This window comes from Phenylobacterium sp. (assembly GCF_036963605.1).
GTDB lineage: Bacteria > Pseudomonadota > Alphaproteobacteria > Caulobacterales > Caulobacteraceae > Phenylobacterium.
In genome coordinates, this window is record NZ_JBALUY010000069.1 from 1 (window position 1) to 19,623 (window position 19,623).

Sequence of the window (19,623 nt, forward strand, 5' to 3'; positions counted from 1 at the left end):
CGCCGGCCAGATAGGCCCGCCACAGAGCGGCAGAGGGTTCGTCGGCCAGCACCGGCGCGGAGAAGTCGGCCGCCGCCTCCTTGTAACGCCGCGCCATGACCCGGGAGATGCCCCGCAGGCCGCGGAACTCCGCGTCGTTCATCAGTTGCGGATGCTGGCGCGCCATATCGTTGAGCACGCCGATGGCCTCGAAGGATAGGTCCGAGCCCACCAGGAAACGGGCCAGCGCCATGCGGGCGGCGACCTTGCTCTCGGCGCCGTCGATGCCCTCCTCGGCCGCCGCCGTCACCAGGGCGTTGTAGCGCGCGAGGAAGCCGCCGGACCCGGTCTTGGGCCAGTTGTCATAGTCGATCAGGGCCGGCCGGCCGGCCGGTTGCGGCGCGCCGCTGGGGACCTCCCGACGGTTGGCGATGGCCGAGGGCGATGACAGCGCCAGGCCCGCAGGCCGGCCAATGGCCACCAGATCGCCCTGGCGCGTGAGGGTGATGTCCTCGGCGAAGCTCTCCATCGCCAGGCCCTGGACCGAGGGCAGCAGGGACATCTGCACGAACTCGCGCCGCGACAGCAGCCCCTTGGGCGGCCCAAGCGCCGTGGCGACGGTGAGCGTGTCGCCGACCATTGGATCGGGAAGGCGGACGATGCGGGTGACGCCGGAGACCGCGGCGGTCAAGGCGGCCGGGCCTCCGGTCTCATCGCGACGCACGCGGATCGGCGTCGGTTGAGCCTGGGCGCCTGGACCCAGGGCGACGGTCCAGGTCGCGCCCTCGCTGATCACGAACACCGGCGTGTTCACCGGGCTCGAAATGCGGAGGGCCGAATAGTCGGGGCCGCGGAAAGCCTCCATCCGGCCAAACTGCCGAAGACCCCGAGGCGCGCGGGTCACATCCAGGCGGGCGGCCGCATCGAACACCACCCAGACAGCGTCGCCGCGGCGGAACACCGCAGCCCCCGTCGGCGCGGCCCAGGGGAATCTGAGCAGCACCTGGGCGCCCTGCAGCTTGGCGTCGAGGCGCACCACGCCATCGGCAGGAACCGGATTGGGCCGGACGGGGTCCGGCTCCAGGGCCGCAGCCTGCGCCGGGGCCGGGAGGCCAGGAGCAGATGTGGCCGGCGCCTCGGCCACCTCCGAGGGCGGGAAGATGTTGACGAAGGCCGCTCCATCCGCCTGGCCCACCCGGGCCTCTGCGCCCTCTTCCAGGATCAGGTCCAACTCCAGGACGCCGCCCACATGGCGGGCCTCGGCGCTCTTGAGCCATTTGGGCGGGGAGACGCGCAGCCGCGTCATGTCCGGTTCGGCGTCGCGGCTGAAGCGCAGGGTCACCACCTGGCCAGCCTGGCGGTTGGTCATGCGCGCCTGGCCGCGCCATTGGAACTCGATGCGCGAGAAGCCCCGCGCCTGGGCGACGCGCACCTGAAGGGGATTGGCGTTCGCCGCCGACGCCGCCTTGGGGCTCGCCGTCTGGGCCGACAACCCCGCCGGGGCGGCGGCCGTGGCGGCGATGCAGGCCGCTGCGACGCCGGTATGGAGGGCCCGCCGGAGGTTCATGGGATCAGGCGCCGGCCTTGGTCGCCGGGGCGGCGGCGGGAGCGGCGGCTGCGGCCTGGGCCTCGGTCTTTTCCAGGGCCTGGCCCAGGGTGCGGGCGGTGTCGAAACGGCTGGCCAGGCTTTCGGTCAGCTTCTTGGCCTCGTTCGGCGGCATGGCGGCCAGCATGGCCGAGAGCGCGCGCTCCTTCATGGCCGTAGCGATCGGCAGGCGGACGGAGTCGTCCAGCACGGTCATTCGGGCCGCGGAGTCCTTGGGTTTCATGGTCTCGAAGACCTTGACCATCCGGGCGACCTCGGCGTTTTCCGCCGCGTCGGCCTGGCCCATCAGGCCCTCGATGTCGCTCTTCAGGCCGTCCAGCGCCTTGACCTTGGCGTCCAGCTTGGCCTCGGCCGCGGCCATCAGGGCGAGCTGGGTCTCCATGGACTCCTCGCGGGCGTCCAGCTGACCGCGGCGCGCGCCGAGGCTCTGCAGGACCTGCAACTCGGCCGGCGACAGGCCCGCCTCCCGGGCGAGTTCAGCCGCCGTCGGCGCGCAGGCCTGGACGGGCTTGGGGATCGAAGAAGTCGCAGCCGCGTCCGCGCCCTCGCCGGTTGGCGCGACCGCGGTTTCAGCCTTTTCCTCCGCCTGGCCCACGGCCTCTTCGGCGAAGGCGCGGGCGCCGGAAACCAGTTCCGGCAGGGACTGGGCCCCGGCGAGGGCGTTCACCAGCAGCACGCCGCCGATGGCGACGCCGACGATGGGCAGGATGCGGGGAACGGACTTCATCGGCGGGCCCTGCGCATTTCGCCCGCGCCGGCGGCGTCGGGACTGTCGAACAGATCGTCTTCCAAGGCCCGCGCCATCCGCGAGACGGGCTGGCCGATCGGGCGAGACAGCGGCCGGGAGGGACGCTCAGGCTCCGCCCGCGGACGCGGCGGGCGCAGCTCGTGGGCGCCCGACAGCAGGGACCCCAGGCGGCGTTCGGCGGCGCGCTCGGCCTCCTCGGCCTGATGCAGGGCCGGGCCTTCCTTGATCTGGCGCTCCAGGCGGCTGGAGAGCTGGCGGGCTTCGGAAACCCGGTCGCCCAGGGTTTCGGCGGCCTCGTCGGTGGCGGCGCGCAGATCGGCCAGGCCCTGTTCGGCCCGGCGGGCGGCGGCGTCCAGATCGGCCACGGCCTGGGCGAAGCCCTCATGGCTGTCGCGCAGGGCCTTGAGCCGGCGGTTCAGCCGCCAACCCATGATCAGGGCCGCGGCCAGGAGCACCGCCAGAAGCAGGTTCATGGAGATCGCCACCAGACTCATCAGATCCTCTGCACGGCTTTGCGGGCCTGCGGCGAGAGCGGCGCCTCGACGCGGACGGCGATGTTGTGATTGCGGCGGCCCATATGGCCGCGGGTCAGGGGAATGGTCCCGGCCCTCAGCTCCACCGGCGATTCCGGGGTGGCGTTGAGGGTGATGGTGTCGCCGACCTGCAGGTTCAGGAGCTGCTGCAGGGGGATCTGCAATTCGTCCAGGACGCAGCGGACCTCCATCTGGGTGGTCCAGAGTTCGGTGGCCAGATGGCCTTCCCAGATATTGTCGCGGCCGAACTTCTCGCCCATGAACTGCTGCAGCAGCATCTTGCGGATGGGTTCCAGCGTCGCGTAGGGCAGCAGGAGCTCGATGCGCCCGCCCCGGTCTTCCATGTCGATGCGCAGCTTCACCAGGATGGCGGCGTTGGCCGGCCGGGCGATGGCGGCGAAGCGTGGATTGGTCTCCAGGCGGTCGAGCACGAAGGAGACCGGCGTCAGGGGCTCGAAGGCGGCCCGCGCATCGGCCAGCACCACCTCGACCATCCGCTGGACCAGCACCCGCTCGATGGTCGTGTAGGGCCGACCCTCGATGCGCATGGCCGCCGTGCCGCGGCGGCCGCCCAGCAGCACGTCGACGATGGAATAGATCAGGTTCGAATCGACCGTCAGCAGGCCGTAGTTCTCCAGCTCCTCGGCCTTGAACACCGCCAGGATGGCGGGCAGCGGGATGGAGTTCAGATAATCGCCGAACCGGATCGAGGAGATGTTGTCGAGGCTGACCTCGACATTGTCCGAAGTGAAGTTACGCAAGCTGGTCGTCATCAGCCGCACCAGGCGGTCGAAGACGATCTCCAGCATCGGCAGGCGCTCATAGGAGACCAGGGCCGAGTTGATGATGGCGCGGATGCCGGTGCGCTCAGACGACTCGTCGTCGGAGAGGTCGAAGCCCAGTAGGCTGTCGATCTCATCCTGGTTGAGGATGCGCTCGGCCCCGGCGAACGGATCGGGCTCGCCGCCGCCGCCCCAGGCGTCCGGTCCGTTTTCCTCAGTCATGTCGCTGTCGTCTGCCATGGCGAAAGCTCAACCGTCCGCGAGCTTGCGGATCAGTTGATGAGCATCTCCTCGATCAGGACGGCGTTCACCTTGGCAGGCGCGATCACCAGATTGACCCGCCGCAGGATCTCCATCCGCAGCTGGTAGCTGCCCTGGCTGCCCGACAGGTCCTCGGGCCGCAGTTCGCGCAGGAAGGTCTGGAACATGTCCTGCAGGCGCGGCAGGTTCGGATCGAGCTCCTCGGTCACCGTGCCGTCCGGCAGTTCAAGGGTCAGTTTCAGCTTGAGGAAGGTCGCCTTGCCCTCGGCGGTCTGCATGTTCACGACGATGTCAGGCAGGGTGTAGAAGACCACGCCCTCGGGGCCGGGACGGATCACCGCGGGGCTTTCAGGCGCCTCGGCATGCTCGCCCTCCTTGCCCTTCCCCTTCTTTTCCTTGCCGTGGTCGGCCTTCTCGGCGTGTTCGCCCTCGGCGGCGGGTTTGGGTTTGAGGAAGATGAAGGCCGCCGTCCCGCCGCCGCCCAGGACAACCAGGGCCGCCACGCCGCCAATGATCAGCAGCTTGAGCGAAAGCTTCTTCTTGGTAGGCGTACCCTCGCCGTCTTCAGCGCCTTCAGCGCCGTCCCCGGGGGCTTCCTTGACCTTGTTTTTGGCCACGCGCGCGGCTCCTTAGAATCTTACCCCTCACCCATGCCAGAGCGGTGGTTAAGGATAGGTTTTTACACTTGTTAACGGCGGTCGATCCTGCCCGGCAGAAACCGCCAGAGCGCCAAAATTAACCTTCTTAGCCACTGTTTTTATTGACGATTTCAAGTGGCCCAAAGCTTGCAGGCCGAAGGGGGACAATCATGTCGCACCCAGGGAGGCGAGCGGATGGACAATGCGGTTTATGTCGGGCTGTCGCGCCAGATGGTGCTGCGGCGCGAGCTGGACATCATCGCCAACAACGTGGCCAACGCCGATACGGTGGGCTTCAAGGTCGAGTCGCTGATGGCTCGCACCGAGCCCAAGGCGCCGGCCTCCAACGACGGCGCGCCGCGACCGGTGAAGTTCGTCCTCGACGGCGGGGTGGCCCGCGACTTCGGTCAGGGCGGCCTGTTCACCACTGGCTCGGACCTGGACCTCGGCATCGAGGGCGAGGGTTTCTTCGAAGTGCTCACCGATGATGGGCCCCGCTACACCCGGGACGGTCGTTTCCGCCTGGACGAGCTGGGCCGCATCACCACCCAGGGCGGGCAAGCCCTCGCCGGGGACGGCGGCGGCGAGATCGTGATCAATCCCGAGGACGGCAAGGTCACCATCGCCAAGGACGGCACGATCAGCCAGGGCGAGAACATCGTCGGCCGGGTCGCCGTGGTGCGCTTCGACGATCTCTCGGTGCTGGAAAAGACCGGCGACAACCTGCTGCGCAACACCGCCAATCTCGACCCCGCCCCGGCCCCCGACGTGCGGATGCACCAGGGCATGCTGGAAAGCTCCAACGTCAAACCCATCCTGGAGATCACCCGGCTGATCGAGGTCACCCGGGCCTATGAGAGCGTCACCAAGATGATGGAATCCTCCGCCGACCTGTCCCGCCGCGCCGTCGAGCGCATGGGCCGCGCGAACTAGAGTTCTTAGAGAAGGTCTTCACCCATGCAGGCACTTCGCACCGCCGCGACGGGCATGTCCGCCCAGCAGCTGAACGTCGAGGTCATCTCGAACAACATCGCCAACATGAACACGGTGGGCTTCAAGAAGCAGCGCGCCGAGTTCCAGGATCTGCTCTACCACACCATGGAAAGGGCCGGCGCCCAGTCCTCCGAACAGGGAACCATCGTGCCCACCGGCGTTCAGATCGGCGGCGGCGTGAAGGCCGGCTCGGTCTATCGCATCACCGAACAGGGCGCGGTCACCCAGACTGGCAACCCCTATGACGTCGCCATCGAAGGCCGCGGCTTCTTCCAGGTTCTGCTGCCGTCGGGCGAGATGGCCTATACCCGGGCCGGCAACCTGTCGCTGAACGCCGACGGCCAGTTGGTCACCGAGGACGGCTACGAGATCCAGCCGGCCATCGCGGTGCCCAACGACGCCACCTCGATCTCCGTGTCCAAGGGCGGCCAGGTCCAGGCGGTCCGCGCCGGCCAGACCGAGGCCGAGGTGGTCGGCCAGATTGAGCTGGCCAACTTCGTCAACGAGGCCGGCCTGAGCGCCATCGGCGACAACCTGCTGATGGAGACCGCGGCTTCCGGCCCCGCCAATGTCGGAGCGCCGGGCATCGACGGCTTCGGCAATCTGCTGCAGGGCTATACCGAGGCCTCCAACGTCGATGCGGTGACCGAGATCACCGCCCTGATCGTCGCCCAGCGCGCCTATGAGATGAACTCCAAGGTCATCTCGGCCGCCGACGAGATGCTGCAGGCCGCCAACTCGGTGAAGTCATGATGAGCCTGCGCCGTCTCAGCCTCGCCGCCGGACTCTGGCTCGGCGTCGCCGCCGCTGCCCAGGCCGGCCAGCCGGTGAACCTCAAGGCGGAAACCGCCGATTCCGACGGCGTCGTCACCTTGGGCGACCTGTTTGACGGGGCCGGCTCGGCCGCCGGCGTCCGGGTCGCCGCCAAGCCTGGCCTGAGCGTCGTGCTCGACGCCGGCGCGGTGCAGCAACTGGCCCGTCGCGCGGGCCTCGACTGGGCCAACGCCGAGGGCGTCCGCCGCATCATCGTCCGCTCCGGCGCCAGCGGGGGCTCGGCCTCGGTCGCGCGCACCGGCAATGTCGAGGTGCTGACCTATGCGCGTAGCCTCTCCACCGGCGAGATCGTCCAGCCTGAAGACCTGATCTGGGCCAAGGCCGCCATGGCGCCTGGAGATGCGCCGCACGACGCCGACCAGGTGGTGGGCCTCTCGGCCCGGCGCCCGTTACGCGCCGGCTCGGCGGTTTCGGCCAGGGACGTGAGCGCGCCCCAGGTGATCGCCACGGGCGACATCATCACCCTGACCTACGAGGCCGCCGGCATGGTGCTGAGCGCCAAGGCCAAGGCCATGGGCCGGGCCACTGTGGGCGAGGCCTTCGCGGCCCAGAACCTCAGCTCCAAACGCACCATCCAGGCCGTGGCCACCGGACCCGGCCAGGCCGCGGTCGGCCCGGCCGCCGACCAGCTTCAGGCCGCCCCGGCCACCCGCTACGCCCTGCGTTGACCCGCAAAGAGAGAGATCGCGCCATGCGCCTCGCCACCCTCGCCGTCCTCGCCCTGCTGCCGCTCGGCGCCTGCTCCACCGTCCATGAGGCCGTCGCCGGCCCCGACCTGACGCCGGTGCGCTATCCGGCCGCCCTGGTTCCGCAGCAGCAGATGATCCTGGCCTCGGCCAACCAGCCCATGCCGACCCCGGCCTCGGCCAACTCCCTGTGGCGCAGCGGCGCCCGGGCCTTCTTCCTCGATCAGCGGGCCAACCGTGTTGGCGACATCGTCACCGTCCAGATCGAGATCGACGACCGCGCCCAGACCTCCAACTCCACCAACAGCAGCCGCAGCGGCGGCATGTCGGCGGGCGTGCCCAACTTCCTGGGCCTGGAGTCGAGCCTGGGCCGCATCCTGCCGGGCGGATTTGATCCGGCCAACGCCATCTCGACCAACTCATCCTCCAACAATACCGGCTCGGGCTCAGTCTCCCGCTCTGAGAAGATCAGCCTGACTGTGGCCGCCGTCGTCACCGCCGTGCTGCCCAACGGCAATATGATGATCCAGGCCACGCAGGAGGTCCGGACCAACAACGAGGTCCGCCAGCTGTCTGTGGCCGGCATCATCCGGCCTGAGGACATCACTTCGGCTAACACCATCCGCCACTCGCAGATCGCCGAGGCGCGGATCAGCTATGGCGGCCGTGGCGATATCAGCCGCGTGCAGAAGACGCCCGCCGGCCAGTCCCTGGTGGAGAGCTTCTCGCCCTTCTGAGCCCAAACGGGTGAACCCCCGGCCAGGGTCGGCGTTGTCTTTTGCGAAGGAGACGCCAGACCATGCGCACCCGTTCGATCTTCGGCCTGTCCGCAGCCCTCGTCATCGCTGCGGCCTGCGCCCATCAGAACACCGAAACCCGCGCCGACATGGCCTGGGCGCTCAACCACACCCAGAGCGAGGGCCTCAAGCTGGTCTATGGCGAGGCGCGGTCGGACAATGTGCTGGTCATGCTGAGCTGCCAGCCTCAGTCGGGTCAGGTGGAGGTCGCCGTCACCACGTCGGACACGGGGTCCGGCGTGGTCGGTCTGGCCTCTCAGCGGGAAGGTTTCGAACTGACCAGCCCCGTGGCGCCCACGCCCATCCAGGGGGTCGGCGTCGTGATGGAGATGGCCTCGGCCGACACGCCGGCCCTGAATAGCTTCGCCCGCACGGGTGATCTGGATGTCAGGACCGCCGGCCGCACGGTTTCGGCCCCGGCCGTCGGCGCCGATCACGAGATGGTGGCCGACTTCTTCGGCCAGTGCGGTCAACCCGTCTGATCGCGAAGCGGCTGGAGCCGATGACGGGGTGCGGCTAAGCTGGCTCCATGATCCGTCTACCCTCCCCGTCCGCATGCATGCTCGGTTTCCTGGCCCTGGCTTTCGCGCCAGCCGCGGCCGCCCAGGAGCCTGGCTGGATCTATCGCGCGGAGTCTGACCCCGTTGAGCTGGGCTATGCGACCCCGGACGGCCAGGCCGTGATTCTGGCCCTGAGCTGCGCCAAGGACACCCGACAGATCGTCGCCTACTTCTCGGCGGCCCGGACGCTGGCGGTGCGGAATGAAAACGGCGCGTGGCTCGATGATGTGGGTCGGCGCGCGCCCTGGCCGGTGAGCGTCACCCTCAGTTCCGGCGACCAGACCACGACCATTCCAGGTCAGGCCACCGTGGGGCCCACGCCCGAGGGCTCGGCGGTGCGCGTCGAGTTCGCCGATAGAGCGCCGGTGGCCGAGAATTTCGCCAAGACAGGTGAGCTTCGCCTCGCCGCCCTGGGTAGCGTCATCGCTCCGCCCGCAGCGCCGCGCCGAGAGCTGCGAAGCTTCCTGCGCTACTGTCGCTGATCAGGCACGGCGGCCGGCGGCCGCCACGACATCGGCCCCTAGCGCCGCAAGGGCCGTGCGCACGATCCCGTCGGCGTCAAGACCGGCCTGGGCGTACATCAGTTCCGGCTTGTCATGATCCTGGAAGATGTCGGGCAGGGTCAGGGTGCGGACCTTGAGGCCGGCGTCCAGGGCGCCGTGGCGCGCCAAAGCCTCAAGCACAAAGGCGCCGAAGCCGCCCATGGCGCCTTCTTCGACAGTGATCAGGGCCTCATGCTCTCGAGCCAGGCGCAGGATCAGGTCGATATCCAGGGGCTTGGCGAACCGGGCGTCGGCGACGGTGGTCGAAAGCCCTCGAGCGCCCAGCATGTCCGCGGCCTTCAGGCATTCGGGCAGGCGGGCGCCGAACGAGAGCAAGGCCACAGCCGTGCCCTCGCGCACGACACGGCCCTTGCCGATCTCCAGCGGGGCGGCGAAGTCGGGAATGGCCACGCCAGAACCCTCCCCCCGCGGATAGCGAAAGGCGCTGGGCCGGTCGTCGATGGCCACCGACGTGGCGACCATATGGGCCAGTTCCGCCTCATCCGAGGCGGCCATCAGCACCATGCCGGGCAGAGCGCCCATGAAGCCCACGTCGAACGAGCCGGCATGGGTCGGCCCATCGGCGCCCACCAGGCCCGCCCGGTCGATGGCGAAGCGCACCGGCAGGCCCTGGATGGCCACGTCGTGGACCACCTGGTCGTAGCCGCGCTGCAGGAAGGTGGAATAGATGGCGGCGAACGGCTTCATGCCGTCGGCGGCGAGGCCGGCGGCGAAGGTCACCGCATGCTGCTCGGCGATGCCGACATCATAGGTCCGATCCGGGAAGGCCTGGCCGAACAGATCAAGGCCGGTGCCCGACGGCATGGCCGCGGTGATGGCGCAGATGGTCGGGTCGCGCTCCGCCTGCTTGATCAGCTCGGTGGCGAACACCTTGGTGTAGCCGGGCGCCTTGGCCTGGGCCTTGGCCTGCTGGCCGGTGACCACGTCGAACTTGACCACGGCGTGGTGCTTGTCGGCGGCGCTCTCGGCCGGGGCGTAGCCCTTGCCCTTTTGGGTCACCACATGGACCAGCACCGGCCGGTCGGTGATCTCGCGGGCGTTCTTGAGGACGGCGACCAGCGCTTCCATGTCGTGGCCATCGATGGGGCCGACATAGTAGAAGCCCAGCTCTTCAAAAAGGGTGCCGCCGGTGACCATGCCGCGGGCATATTCCTCAGCCTTGCGGGCGGCTTCCTGGATCGGCCGCGGGAAGGCCTTGGCCACCGACTTGCCGAGATTGCGCAGGGACTGGTAGCCGCCGCCCGACACCAGGCGGGCCATATAGGCGCTCATCCCGCCCACCGGCGGGGCGATGGACATGTCGTTGTCGTTGAGCACGACGGTCAGCTGCTTGGTGGTCTCGGCCGCATTGTTCATGGCCTCATAGGCCATGCCCGCGCTCATGGAGCCGTCGCCGATCACCGCCACCACGCGGTTGTCGCGGCCGGCCTGGTCGCGGGCCGCGCAGAAGCCCAGCGCCGCCGAGATCGAGGTGGAGGCATGGGCCGCGCCGAAGGGGTCGTATTCGCTCTCGGCGCGCTTGGTGAAGCCCGAAAGTCCGCCACCCTGGCGCAGGGTGCGGATACGGTCGCGGCGGCCGGTCAGGATCTTGTGCGGATAGGCCTGGTGGCCGACGTCCCAGATCAGGATGTCCTTGGGCGTCTCATAGACATGGTGCAGCGCCACCGTCAGCTCGACGACGCCGAGGCCTGCGCCCAGGTGGCCGCCGGTCTGCGAGACGGCGTCGATGGTCTCGGTGCGGAGCTCGTCAGCGACCTGCTGGAGCTGCGCCACGCCATAGCCGCGGATGTCGGCGGGCGCCGCGACCTGATCCAACAGAGGTGTCTTTGAGGACATGAAGTGAGGCAAACAACTGATGGGGAGACTAGTTTCGGCGCTGTAGCACGAAATCGACGCTCGCCCGCAGGAAATCAGCCTGCGGGCCGAACGGATCGAGATGCGATTTGGTCTGTTCCACCAGGATATTCAGGCGTTCCCGAGCCGCTCCGGCGCCCAGCAAGGTGACATAGTTGGCCTTGCCCATGGCGGCGTCCTTGCCCGCCCGCTTGCCCATCAGATCGGGGTCGCCCTCGGCGTCCAGCAGGTCGTCGATGATCTGATAAGCCAGGCCCAAGTCCTGGGCGAAGACCATCAGGGCGTGGCGCTCGGCCTCGCCGGAATGGGCCATGACCAGGGGCAGTTCGAAGGCGCACGCGATCAGGGCGCCGGTCTTCATCCGCTGCATCCGGGCCACCGCGCCCAGGTCGTCACGAACCCCCAGCAGGTCGATCATCTGGCCGCCGCACATGCCCCGGGCGCCGCTGGCCGAGGCCAGCCGCATCACCATCTCACCGCGGACGCCAGCATCGGGATGGCTGTCGGGATGGGCGAGAATCTCAAAAGCCGCGGCCTGCAGGGCGTCGCCGGCCAGGATGGCGGTGGCCTCGTCATAGGCCTTATGCACGGTGGCGCGGCCGTGACGCAGGTCGTCGTCGTCCATGGCCGGCAGGTCGTCATGGATCAGGCTGTAGGCGTGGATGCATTCCAGGGCGCAGGCCGCCCGCAATAGCGGACGTTCCTCAAGCCCGAACATCCGCCCGGTCTCGAGCACGAAATAGGGGCGCAGGCGCTTGCCGGGGCCTAGAGCAGCATAGCGCATGGCTTCGGTAAGGCGCGATTCGGGTCCATCGGCCCGGGGCAACAGCTCGTCGAGGGCGACAGTGACCAGGTCTGCGGCCTCGGCCACGCGGCGCTCGACAGACACGGCCATCAGCTGAACTCGGCGGGCTCAGCCGAGGGGGTTCCTTGGGCGCCGACCACGATCTTCTCGACCCGCAGCCGAGCGGCCTCCAGGCGCGCCTCGCAGTGCGCCTTGAGCTGGGCGCCCCGCTCATACAGCTTGATGGAATCGTCCAGGGCCGCCTGGCCTGATTCCAGCTTGGCCACGATGCCTTCCAGCTCGGCCAGGGCCTGCTCGAAGGTCAGGGTTTGGATGTCGTTGATCTCGGACATTTCGCTCCTCGGGAGAGCGCCAACCTAGAGAGACGTGGCCCCGCCCGCAACGGGCGAGCCGGCTCCGTCCCTTAAGGGCGTTCGAAGCGGCGCATGGACCAGTACTTATAGCCCTCGCTCATGACCACCTGCCATCCGCGCTGGCGCAAGGCCCGGCCGATCATGAAGTTGAAGAAGCCGTGGGCCAGCAGCACCACGTCATGGCCTTCCTCGGCCGAGGCGATCAGCCGTTCGGCGGCCCGGTCGGCGCGACTCTCGGCCTGGCGGCGGGTCTCTTCCCCCTCATGGTGGTTGAGAAACCACCACCAGACCCGGGCGAGAAAGCCCCAGATGGACGGCGTCAGGCGGATGAAGCCCGGCAGGTTGGGCGGCGGCAGGGGCGCCTCGACAAAGATGGCGTCGCTGTCGAAGGCTCGCCCCTGGGTCAGGGCGATCGCCGTCTCGATGGAGCGCTGGCGGGTGGAGGAGAACACGAGCCCGGCCTCGGCGACGAAGCTCACCAGGGCCTGCGGCGGGATCTGGCCCGGCAGGATGCCCAGCACCTCGTACTTGGCCCAGAACTGCCGATAGCCCTCGGCGTTGATCCAGATCTTGCGGCTGATGGCCGGCTCGCCATGCCGGGCCAGGATGATGGCGCCCGGACGCCGGGGCGCTGCGGCCCCGGAAGGCTGAGACTCGACGGTCAATGAATCGGCCATGTCATCCCAGGGTTCGCGCCAGGTCCGCGGCGCGCCCTCACCCCCCTTGCAGGGCCAAGACGTGCGCGACCGCCGACCGGCCTAGAGCCTCAAGGTCGTATCCGCCCTCGAGCGCCGACACAACCCGGCCCCGGGCGCTGACCTGCGCCACGGCGACAATCTGTTCGGTGGCCCACCCATAGTCCTCCGCCTCCAGCTGCTGGCCGGCCACGCCGCCGCCCAGAGGATCCTGACGGTGAGCATCGAAGCCGGCCGAAACCAGGATCAGGTCTGGCGCAAACACCGCCACATGCTCCATCAGGCCGGTGAAGGCCGCGCGCCAGCCCGCCCGGCCGCCGCCGGGCGGGGAGACCGCATTGACCACATTGGCCGCCACCACCTCGTCAGGATGCCCGGTGCCCGGCCAAAGGGGCCATTGCTGGAGCGAGACGAAGAGAATGTCGGGCCGGCCGGCCAGGGCCGCCTGGGTCCCATTGCCATGGTGGACGTCGAAATCCACCACCGCCACCCGCTTCAGCCCGGCCGCCTGGGCGACCAGGGCGGCGATGGCCACATTGGAGAAGATGCAGAAGCCCATGGAGGCGCCCGGCTCGGCGTGATGGCCCGGCGGCCGCACGGCGCAGAAGGCCCGGGTGAACTGGCCCGCGGCGACATCGCGAACGGCGGCGACCACGGCGCCGGCCGCCCGACGCGCCGCAAGAAGAGAGCCTGGCGACATCACCGTGTCCTCGTCCAGCCGCACCTGGCCGGCGCGGGGCGCAGCGGCGAAGATTCGCTCCACATAGGCCGCGTCGTGAACCCGCAGCAGATCGGCCCGCTCGACCAGGGGCGCGTCACGGGGCTCGACATCCAGGTCCAGCGCCGCTTCCAGCGCCTCGATCACGGCGGCCAGACGCTCAGGCCGCTCCGGGTGTTCCTCCCCCGGGCGGTGGTCCAGCATGTCCTCATGCGTATAAAGACCGATCATGGGCCTATTCTAACGGCCGACAGAGCCCCGGAATGCAAGACGTGATCATCCGCCGTGCGGGAACTTCCGACGCGGAGGCCCTGGCCAGGATCGGCCGGGAGACCTTCACCGAGACCTTCGGCCATCTCTATCCGGCCCACGACCTGGCGACATTCCTGGACGAGGCCTATGGTCCGGACGCCACCCGCCAGACCCTCCGACACCCGCACAAGGCCGCTTGGCTGGTGATGCAGGCTGACGGCGAGGTCGTCGGCCATGCCCTGGCCGGACCCTGCGACCTGCCCCATCCGGAGGTCACGCCAGAGGCCGGCGAGGTCAAGCGCCTCTATCTCCGCGCCCGGGCCCAGGGCGGCGGGCTGGGGGCGCGCCTGTTCGAGACCGTGATCGCCTGGTTGGAGGAAACCGGACGCCAGGATATCTGGCTCGGCGTCTGGTCGCTAAACCATGGCGCGCAGCGCTTCTACCGCCGGTATGGGTTCAGTCCGGTCGGCGAATATGGCTTCCCCGTAGGCGCCGTGGTGGACAGAGAGTTCATTTTTCGGCGGTCGGCACAGATTTTCTAATTCAACTGTCATATTTGCTCGGCACATGCCTCGGGGCACGGCCTCAATCCCGCGCCATTGGCGGATTATTGCCGAGATTTAACAGCAAGCGCTTTGACGCAGGGTCCTGCTTCTGGGATTTTGTGGCGCTGTCATCGTAGAGCCACGGGGCGTCAGTTGGATGCTGAGAATTGGTTATGTCCGTCTGCGCGACGCGCGGTCGTCGGAAGATACTGCGACCTTGAAGGCTTGCGGCTGTCACGTTGTCCGGGCCGAGGAGCCGGCGCCTCCCGGAGGCGATGAGGCCGCGGTCCTCTATTCGATTCTCGATTTCATCGGCGAGGGCGACCAGCTGGTCGTCACGCGTCTCGACCAGCTTGGCCATTCCACCCGCAATGTCCTTCGTGTGATCGACCGGCTCGAGGCGCGGAACGCCAGCCTGTTCGTCGTCGAACCCGACATCACCAGCGACGGCGAAGGCGGCCGCGCCCTGCGCGCGGCCCTGAAGGCGGTGGCGGCCGTCGAACCGCCCTGGGCCGGCCGCAAGCGCCGCAAGGCGCCCGAGGCCGAGGATATCCGCGCCCTGCAGCAGGCCGGCGTCGGCCCCGTGGAGATCGCCCGACGCCTCGGCGTCTCGCGCATGACCGTCTGGCGCAAACTGCGGGCGCTGGAAGCCTAGGCGCGTCTGAAAAGTGGAATCCAGTTTGGGGATGACACGCGCTCAAACGCAGGAATCTAGACGCGGGCGGCAAGATCCCGAATTCGCCGCTCACGGACGAAATCGATAAAGGCGCGCAGCGGCCCGGGGGCCTGACGCCCGCTGGGGTAATAGAGCATCGGTCCCGGAAAGCTTGGCGTCCAGTCGTCCAGCAGTTGGACGAGCCTCCCCTCGGCCACCAGATCCTGCACATAGGCCTCGAAGGTCGCCCAATAGCCAACCCCATCCAGGGCCGCGCGCAGCTGCAGCGGAATGGAGTTGGTGGTCAGAGGGCCTTCGGGCGCGACCTTGAGAACCCGCCCCGCCCGCTCGAACTCCCAGGCCGGCGCGAAGCCGCTGGCGAACCTCAGCCTGATGCAGGGTCGTCCCAGCAGGTCCTCGGGATGTTCGGGCCGGCCGTGACGCGCGATCAGGTCGGGGCTCCCCACCACCACATAGCGCTGACGCCCGCCCAGCGGCACAGCGACCATGTCCAGCGCCAGGCTCTCCTCCCAGCGCACGCCGGCGTCGAAGCCTGCACGCACGATGTCGACGAAGCCGGCCTCCGAGACGATCTCCAGCCGCACCTGGGGATGGGCCTCCAGGAAGTCGCCGACCAGGGGCGCCAGCACCAACTCGACCGCGGGTTCCGGGGCGTTGATCCGCAGAGGTCCCGCCACCGCCCCCCGGCTTTCCGCCACCTGGTCCAGGGCCGCGCCGATCTCGCCGAACGCGGGCGTCAGGCGTTCGAGCAGGCGTAGGCCGGCATCCGTCGGGGCGACGCTGCGGGTCGTGCGGTTGAGCAGCCGCACCCCCAGCCGCTCTTCCAGGCTACGAACCGCCTGGCTCAGGCCCGAGGCCGACACCCCATTCAGCGCTGCGGCGCGCCGGAAGCTGCGCTGGGCGGCGACCCACGCGAAGGCCTGCAGTTCGGCCAGGGGCGGGCCCTTCATTGTGCGAACTCTCGAACAGCCTGATCCGGAAAAACCAGATTATCACGCACAGTCGGTCAGCGCATCCTGCAGCCTTCTCCCCCTGCCTAAGGAGCCCTCCATGCAGACCCGCCAACCTGGACCCCACAGTCCCACCGTCTCGGCCCTCGGCCTCGGCTGCATGGGCATGTCCGACCTTTACGGTCCCGCCGATCGGGCCGAGAGCCTCGCCACCCTGGCCGACGCCTTCGCCGCCGATATCACCCTGATCGACACCGGTGACTTCTACGGCATGGGCCACAACGAGATGCTGATCAGCGAGGCCATCGCCGGCCGGCCCCGCGACGAACTGGTGCTCAGCGTGAAGTTCGGCGCCCAGCGCGGCCCCGACGGCGCCTGGCTCGGCTATGACGCTCGACCCCAGGCTCTGAAGGCGGCCTGCGCCTACAGCCTTAAGCGGCTCGGCGTCGATCACATCGATATCTATCGCCCCGCGCGCCTGGACCCGGCGGCGCCCATCGAAGAAACGGTCGGCGCGCTCTCTGAACTGGTCCAGGCAGGATATGTCCGCCACATCGGTCTCTCCGAGGTCGGGGTGGAGACCCTGCGCCGGGCGGCCGCCATCCATCCCATCAGCGACCTGCAGATCGAATATTCCCTGATCTCCCGAGGGATCGAGGAGACCATCCTGCCGGCCTGCCGCGAACTGGGAATCGGGATCACCGCCTATGGGGTGCTGTCGCGGGGGCTGATCAGCGGCCACTGGACGGCGGGCGAAGGACCGGCCGGGGACTTCCGCGCCCACAGCCCGCGTTTCCAGGGCGCCAATCTGGAGCAGAACCTGAAGCTGGTGGAGACCCTGCGGGCGCAGGCGCAGGCCCGGGGCGTCAGCGTGGCCCAGCTGGCCATCGCCTGGGTCCTGCATCAGGGCGAGGATATCGTCCCCCTGGTCGGCGCCCGGCGTCGCGATCGCCTGGCCGAAGCCCTGGGCGCCCTGGAGCTGCGCCTGGAGCCTGAGGATTTGGCGGCCATCGCGGAGGCCGCGCCGGCCGAGGCTGTGGCCGGCGCCCGCTATCCCGACGCCCAGATGGCCATGCTCGACAGCGAGCGCTGAGCCGGGCCGGCAGGCGAGAATTGCGGCGGGGCGCTGGACATCGCAGCCCCGCCGCCCCATCCTCGGCAGTCAAACGTCTGTTCGTCCCGCTGTTTGGGAGGCCTGCCCATGTTCATGCAGTTTTTCACCGAGCTTCGCCAAGCCAAGGTCCCGGTGTCCTTGAAAGAGTACCTCATGCTGATGGAGGGGCTCGACAAGATGGTCATCGACCGCACGGTCGAGGATTTCTACTACCTGTCGCGGGCAGCCCTCGTGAAGGACGAGAAGAACATCGACCGGTTCGACCAGGTGTTCGGCCACGTCTTCAAGGGCCTGGAAAAGGTGGACGGCGTCGGCACGGCCGACATTCCCGCCGAATGGCTGGAGAAGATCAGCGAGAAGTTCCTCACCGAAGAGGAGAAGGCGCAGATCGAGGCCATGGGCGGCTTTGACAAGCTCATGGAAGCGCTCGCCGAGCGCATGAAGGAGCAGAAGGAGCGCCACGAGGGCGGCAACAAGATGATCGGCACCGGGGGCACCTCGCCCTTCGGCGCCAACGGTTATCATCCCGAAGGCATCCGCATCGGCCAGGACAAGGGCCGCCACGGCAAGGCGATCAAGGTCTGGGACAAGCGCGAGTATAAGAACCTCGACGACTCCGTCGAGCTCGGCACCCGCAACATCAAGGTCGCCCTGCGCCGGCTGCGCAAGTGGGTCCGCGAGGGGGCGACCGAAGAGCTGGACATGTCCGGCACCATCCGCGGCACCGCCGAGAAGGGCTATCTCGACATCCACATGCGGCCCGAGCGCCGCAATAAGGTGAGCGTGCTGATCTTCTTCGATGTCGGCGGCTCGATGGATAGCCACATCAAGATCTGCGAGGAGCTGTTCTCCGCAGCCCGCTCGGAATTCAAGAACATGGAGTTCTACTACTTCCACAACTGCCTCTATGAGACCGTGTGGAAGGACAATCGCCGCCGTCACGCCGAGAAGCTCAACACCTGGGACGTGCTGCACAAGTTCTCTAGCGATTACAAAGTGATCTTCGTCGGCGACGCCACGATGAGCCCCTATGAGATCACCTATCCGGGCGGCTCGGTGGAGCACTGGAACGAAGAGGCCGGCGCGGTCTGGATCGACCGGGTGGCGCAGATCTATGAGCACATGGTCTGGCTGAACCCGACGGCCGAACGCCACTGGCAGCACACCCCCTCGGTCGAGGTGATGAAGCAACTGGTCAATGACCGCATGTACCCGCTGACCCTCGAGGGGCTGGAGAAGGCCATGCGCGAGCTGGCGCGCTAAAGGGTCCATTCCCTGCGGCGCCGTCCGTCTACGGCTGATAGGCTTGAAGACGGACGTTTGAGAATCGCATGACAGAACCCGTGACCCCGCCCCCCACGCCGACTCCGCCACCCGAGGCGGAGATGCAGGAAGCCGCCACCAAGGCCGCCGTCTTCTGCGCGGCCGAGCGCCTGTTCGCCCTGCATGGCTTCCAGAATGTGTCGGTGCGCGACATCACCGCCGAGGCCGCGGTGAACCTCGCCTCGGTGAACTACCACTTCGGCTCCAAGGACGGCCTGCTGTTCGAGATCTTTCGCCGGCGCACCGCCGAGCTGAATCGCGAGCGGGCCCGGATGCTGCACGAGGCCAATGACCGCCACGGGGGCAAGCCGCCGGTGCGGGACATCCTCGAGGCCCTGTTCGCCCCGCCGCTGAAATGGGCCGATCCGGCCGGCGACCGGCGGATTTCCGTCCAGTTCATCATCCGCGCCCGCAGCGAGGGCACGGCCCAGATGCGCGACGTGCTGCAGAACGACGTCTCGCACCTGCGCCGGTTCGCCGACGCCCTGATCGCCGCGCGGCCGGAACTGGCCCTGGAGGACGTCTACTGGCGGCTGCACTTCTGCCTGGGCATGGTGCACAACAACCGCTTCGCCGAGTTCGACCGGCTGCATCACCTGTCAGACGGCCTGACCCGCGAGCAGGACGCCGACGGCCTGCTGGGCCGCATGCTGGACTTCGCCGAGGCCGGCTTCCTGGCCTGACGTCGCGGTCGACAGCGACCATTCCTGGACGACTATGCGGTCTGGTCCGCCAGCGACCAGGCGAGCCTCAGGTCCTCGATGAACTGCGCCTCCGCCCGCGCCTTGGCCTCGGCGTCCGGAACCCGCAGAAGATAGGACGGATGCCAGGTGACCACCCCCTGGGCCTGGTCCTCCAATTGCAGCGCCTGCCCCCTGAACTTGCCGATGGGCGTGGCCTTGCCCAGCACGGCCCGCGCCGCCGTCGCGCCCATGGCCACGATCACCCGCGGGCGAACCAGCCGGCGTTCGGCGTCCAGCCACCAGCGGCAGGCCTCGATCTCCGGCGTCTCCGGCGTCTTGTGCAGCCGCCGCTTGCCCCGCAGCTGGTGCTTGAAGTGCTTCACCGCATTGGTGACATAGGTCTCATCCCGCGGCACCCCCGCTGCGGCCAGGGCGCGATCAAACACCTGGCCGGCTGGCCCGACGAAGGGCCGCCCCGCCAAGTCCTCCTGGTCCCCAGGCTGTTCGCCGACAATCATCAATCGCGACTGCGCCGGGCCTTCGCCGGCCACGCCCTGGGTCGCATCCCGCCACAGGTGGCAGCGGCGGCAGGCGTCCACCCCGGCGGCGACCGCCGCCAGGCTTGCGGGTGGCGCGTCCGAACTTGCGGGCGCCTCGGTCCGAGCTGCGCGGACG

22 protein-coding genes and 1 pseudogene are annotated in these 19,623 nt (G+C 68.6%); 11 read left to right on the top strand and 12 right to left on the bottom strand.

Features of this window, described 5'->3' with window-relative positions; all coding sequences use genetic code 11:
* From V7702_RS12965 to V7702_RS12985, 5 genes and pseudogenes are all read right to left on the bottom strand, one after another.
* Positions 1-1,546, bottom strand: a pseudogene (locus V7702_RS12965) (endoglucanase); the annotation flags it as partial.
* Between the two features lie 4 nt (positions 1,547-1,550).
* The gene (locus V7702_RS12970; RefSeq protein ID WP_335650524.1) at positions 1,551-2,312 is read right to left on the bottom strand and encodes a MotE family protein; all 762 of its coding nucleotides are present in this window, start codon (positions 2,310-2,312) and stop codon (positions 1,551-1,553) included.
* On the bottom strand, positions 2,309-2,827 hold the full coding sequence (locus V7702_RS12975; protein WP_335650525.1) for a DUF6468 domain-containing protein: 519 nt from the start codon (positions 2,825-2,827) through the stop codon (positions 2,309-2,311). Before V7702_RS12975 ends, V7702_RS12970 begins: the two co-directional genes overlap by 4 nt.
* On the bottom strand, positions 2,827-3,870 hold the full coding sequence (gene fliM / locus V7702_RS12980) for a flagellar motor switch protein FliM (RefSeq protein ID WP_335650544.1): 1,044 nt from the start codon (positions 3,868-3,870) through the stop codon (positions 2,827-2,829). Before fliM ends, V7702_RS12975 begins: the two co-directional genes overlap by 1 nt.
* Before the next feature lie 50 nt (positions 3,871-3,920).
* Positions 3,921-4,526, bottom strand: a complete 606-nt coding sequence (locus V7702_RS12985; protein WP_335650526.1) for a flagellar basal body-associated FliL family protein — start codon at positions 4,524-4,526, stop codon at positions 3,921-3,923.
* A 216-nt stretch (positions 4,527-4,742) separates the two neighbouring features.
* Here V7702_RS12985 and flgF point away from each other — a divergent pair, with 216 nt between their 5' ends.
* The 6 genes from flgF to V7702_RS13015 all read left to right on the top strand — a co-directional run bounded on the left by flgF (position 4,743) and on the right by V7702_RS13015 (position 8,899).
* A complete protein-coding gene (flgF, locus tag V7702_RS12990; protein WP_335650527.1) occupies positions 4,743-5,480 on the top strand; it encodes a flagellar basal-body rod protein FlgF in 738 nt (245 codons plus the stop codon).
* 24 nt (positions 5,481-5,504) lie between these two features.
* Positions 5,505-6,293: a flagellar basal-body rod protein FlgG gene (flgG, locus tag V7702_RS12995; protein ID WP_335650528.1), complete on the top strand. Its 789-nt coding sequence runs from the start codon at positions 5,505-5,507 to the stop codon at positions 6,291-6,293.
* Between the two features lie 5 nt (positions 6,294-6,298).
* Positions 6,299-7,042 (top strand): flagellar basal body P-ring formation chaperone FlgA, encoded by a 744-nt coding sequence (gene flgA, locus V7702_RS13000; RefSeq protein ID WP_442958420.1) that lies wholly within the window; start codon positions 6,299-6,301, stop codon positions 7,040-7,042.
* A gap of 23 nt (positions 7,043-7,065) precedes the next feature.
* Positions 7,066-7,797, top strand: coding sequence for a flagellar basal body L-ring protein FlgH (flgH, locus tag V7702_RS13005; RefSeq protein ID WP_335650530.1), 732 nt, complete (start codon positions 7,066-7,068; stop codon positions 7,795-7,797).
* A 62-nt stretch (positions 7,798-7,859) separates the two neighbouring features.
* Entirely contained in the window at positions 7,860-8,339 is a 480-nt protein-coding gene (locus V7702_RS13010; RefSeq protein ID WP_335650531.1) for a hypothetical protein, read from the top strand.
* 47 nt (positions 8,340-8,386) lie between these two features.
* Positions 8,387-8,899 (top strand): hypothetical protein, encoded by a 513-nt coding sequence (locus V7702_RS13015; RefSeq protein WP_335650532.1) that lies wholly within the window; start codon positions 8,387-8,389, stop codon positions 8,897-8,899.
* Here V7702_RS13015 and dxs read toward each other — a convergent pair whose 3' ends face one another.
* From dxs to V7702_RS13040, 5 genes are all read right to left on the bottom strand, one after another.
* Positions 8,900-10,816, bottom strand: coding sequence for a 1-deoxy-D-xylulose-5-phosphate synthase (gene dxs, locus V7702_RS13020; RefSeq protein ID WP_335650533.1), 1,917 nt, complete (start codon positions 10,814-10,816; stop codon positions 8,900-8,902).
* A 28-nt stretch (positions 10,817-10,844) separates the two neighbouring features.
* Positions 10,845-11,729 carry a polyprenyl synthetase family protein gene (locus V7702_RS13025; RefSeq protein WP_335650534.1) on the bottom strand — a complete coding sequence of 295 codons (885 nt, stop codon included), beginning with the start codon at positions 11,727-11,729 and terminating at the stop codon, positions 10,845-10,847.
* Positions 11,729-11,971 (bottom strand): exodeoxyribonuclease VII small subunit, encoded by a 243-nt coding sequence (locus V7702_RS13030; RefSeq protein WP_335650535.1) that lies wholly within the window; start codon positions 11,969-11,971, stop codon positions 11,729-11,731. The genes V7702_RS13025 and V7702_RS13030 overlap by 1 nt, the downstream gene beginning before the upstream one ends.
* A 71-nt stretch (positions 11,972-12,042) precedes the next feature.
* Positions 12,043-12,669 carry a histidine phosphatase family protein gene (locus V7702_RS13035; RefSeq protein ID WP_335650536.1) on the bottom strand — a complete coding sequence of 209 codons (627 nt, stop codon included), beginning with the start codon at positions 12,667-12,669 and terminating at the stop codon, positions 12,043-12,045.
* A 37-nt stretch (positions 12,670-12,706) separates the two neighbouring features.
* A complete protein-coding gene (locus tag V7702_RS13040) occupies positions 12,707-13,636 on the bottom strand; it encodes a histone deacetylase family protein (protein WP_335650537.1) in 930 nt (309 codons plus the stop codon).
* 32 nt (positions 13,637-13,668) lie between these two features.
* Between V7702_RS13040 and V7702_RS13045 the strand changes: the two genes are divergently transcribed.
* Positions 13,669-14,199, top strand: a complete 531-nt coding sequence (locus V7702_RS13045; protein ID WP_335650538.1) for a GNAT family N-acetyltransferase — start codon at positions 13,669-13,671, stop codon at positions 14,197-14,199.
* A gap of 160 nt (positions 14,200-14,359) precedes the next feature.
* On the top strand, positions 14,360-14,857 hold the full coding sequence (locus V7702_RS13050; protein WP_335650539.1) for a recombinase family protein: 498 nt from the start codon (positions 14,360-14,362) through the stop codon (positions 14,855-14,857).
* A 56-nt stretch (positions 14,858-14,913) separates the two neighbouring features.
* Here the strand turns inward: V7702_RS13050 and V7702_RS13055 are convergent, their stop codons facing one another.
* On the bottom strand, positions 14,914-15,828 hold the full coding sequence (locus V7702_RS13055) for a LysR family transcriptional regulator (RefSeq protein WP_335650540.1): 915 nt from the start codon (positions 15,826-15,828) through the stop codon (positions 14,914-14,916).
* Between the two features lie 100 nt (positions 15,829-15,928).
* Between V7702_RS13055 and V7702_RS13060 the strand changes: the two genes are divergently transcribed.
* The 3 genes from V7702_RS13060 (at position 15,929) to V7702_RS13070 (ending at position 18,948) form a co-directional block, all read left to right on the top strand.
* A complete protein-coding gene (locus tag V7702_RS13060; protein ID WP_335650541.1) occupies positions 15,929-16,921 on the top strand; it encodes an aldo/keto reductase in 993 nt (330 codons plus the stop codon).
* A gap of 108 nt (positions 16,922-17,029) precedes the next feature.
* Positions 17,030-18,205: a vWA domain-containing protein gene (locus V7702_RS13065; RefSeq protein ID WP_335650542.1), complete on the top strand. Its 1,176-nt coding sequence runs from the start codon at positions 17,030-17,032 to the stop codon at positions 18,203-18,205.
* A gap of 68 nt (positions 18,206-18,273) precedes the next feature.
* A complete protein-coding gene (locus tag V7702_RS13070; RefSeq protein ID WP_442958419.1) occupies positions 18,274-18,948 on the top strand; it encodes a TetR/AcrR family transcriptional regulator in 675 nt (224 codons plus the stop codon).
* Between the two features lie 32 nt (positions 18,949-18,980).
* On the opposite strand, the gene V7702_RS13075 is transcribed toward V7702_RS13070, so the two are convergent.
* A partial coding sequence (locus V7702_RS13075; RefSeq protein ID WP_335650543.1) for a UdgX family uracil-DNA binding protein occupies positions 18,981-19,623 on the bottom strand: 643 nt, incomplete at its 5' end.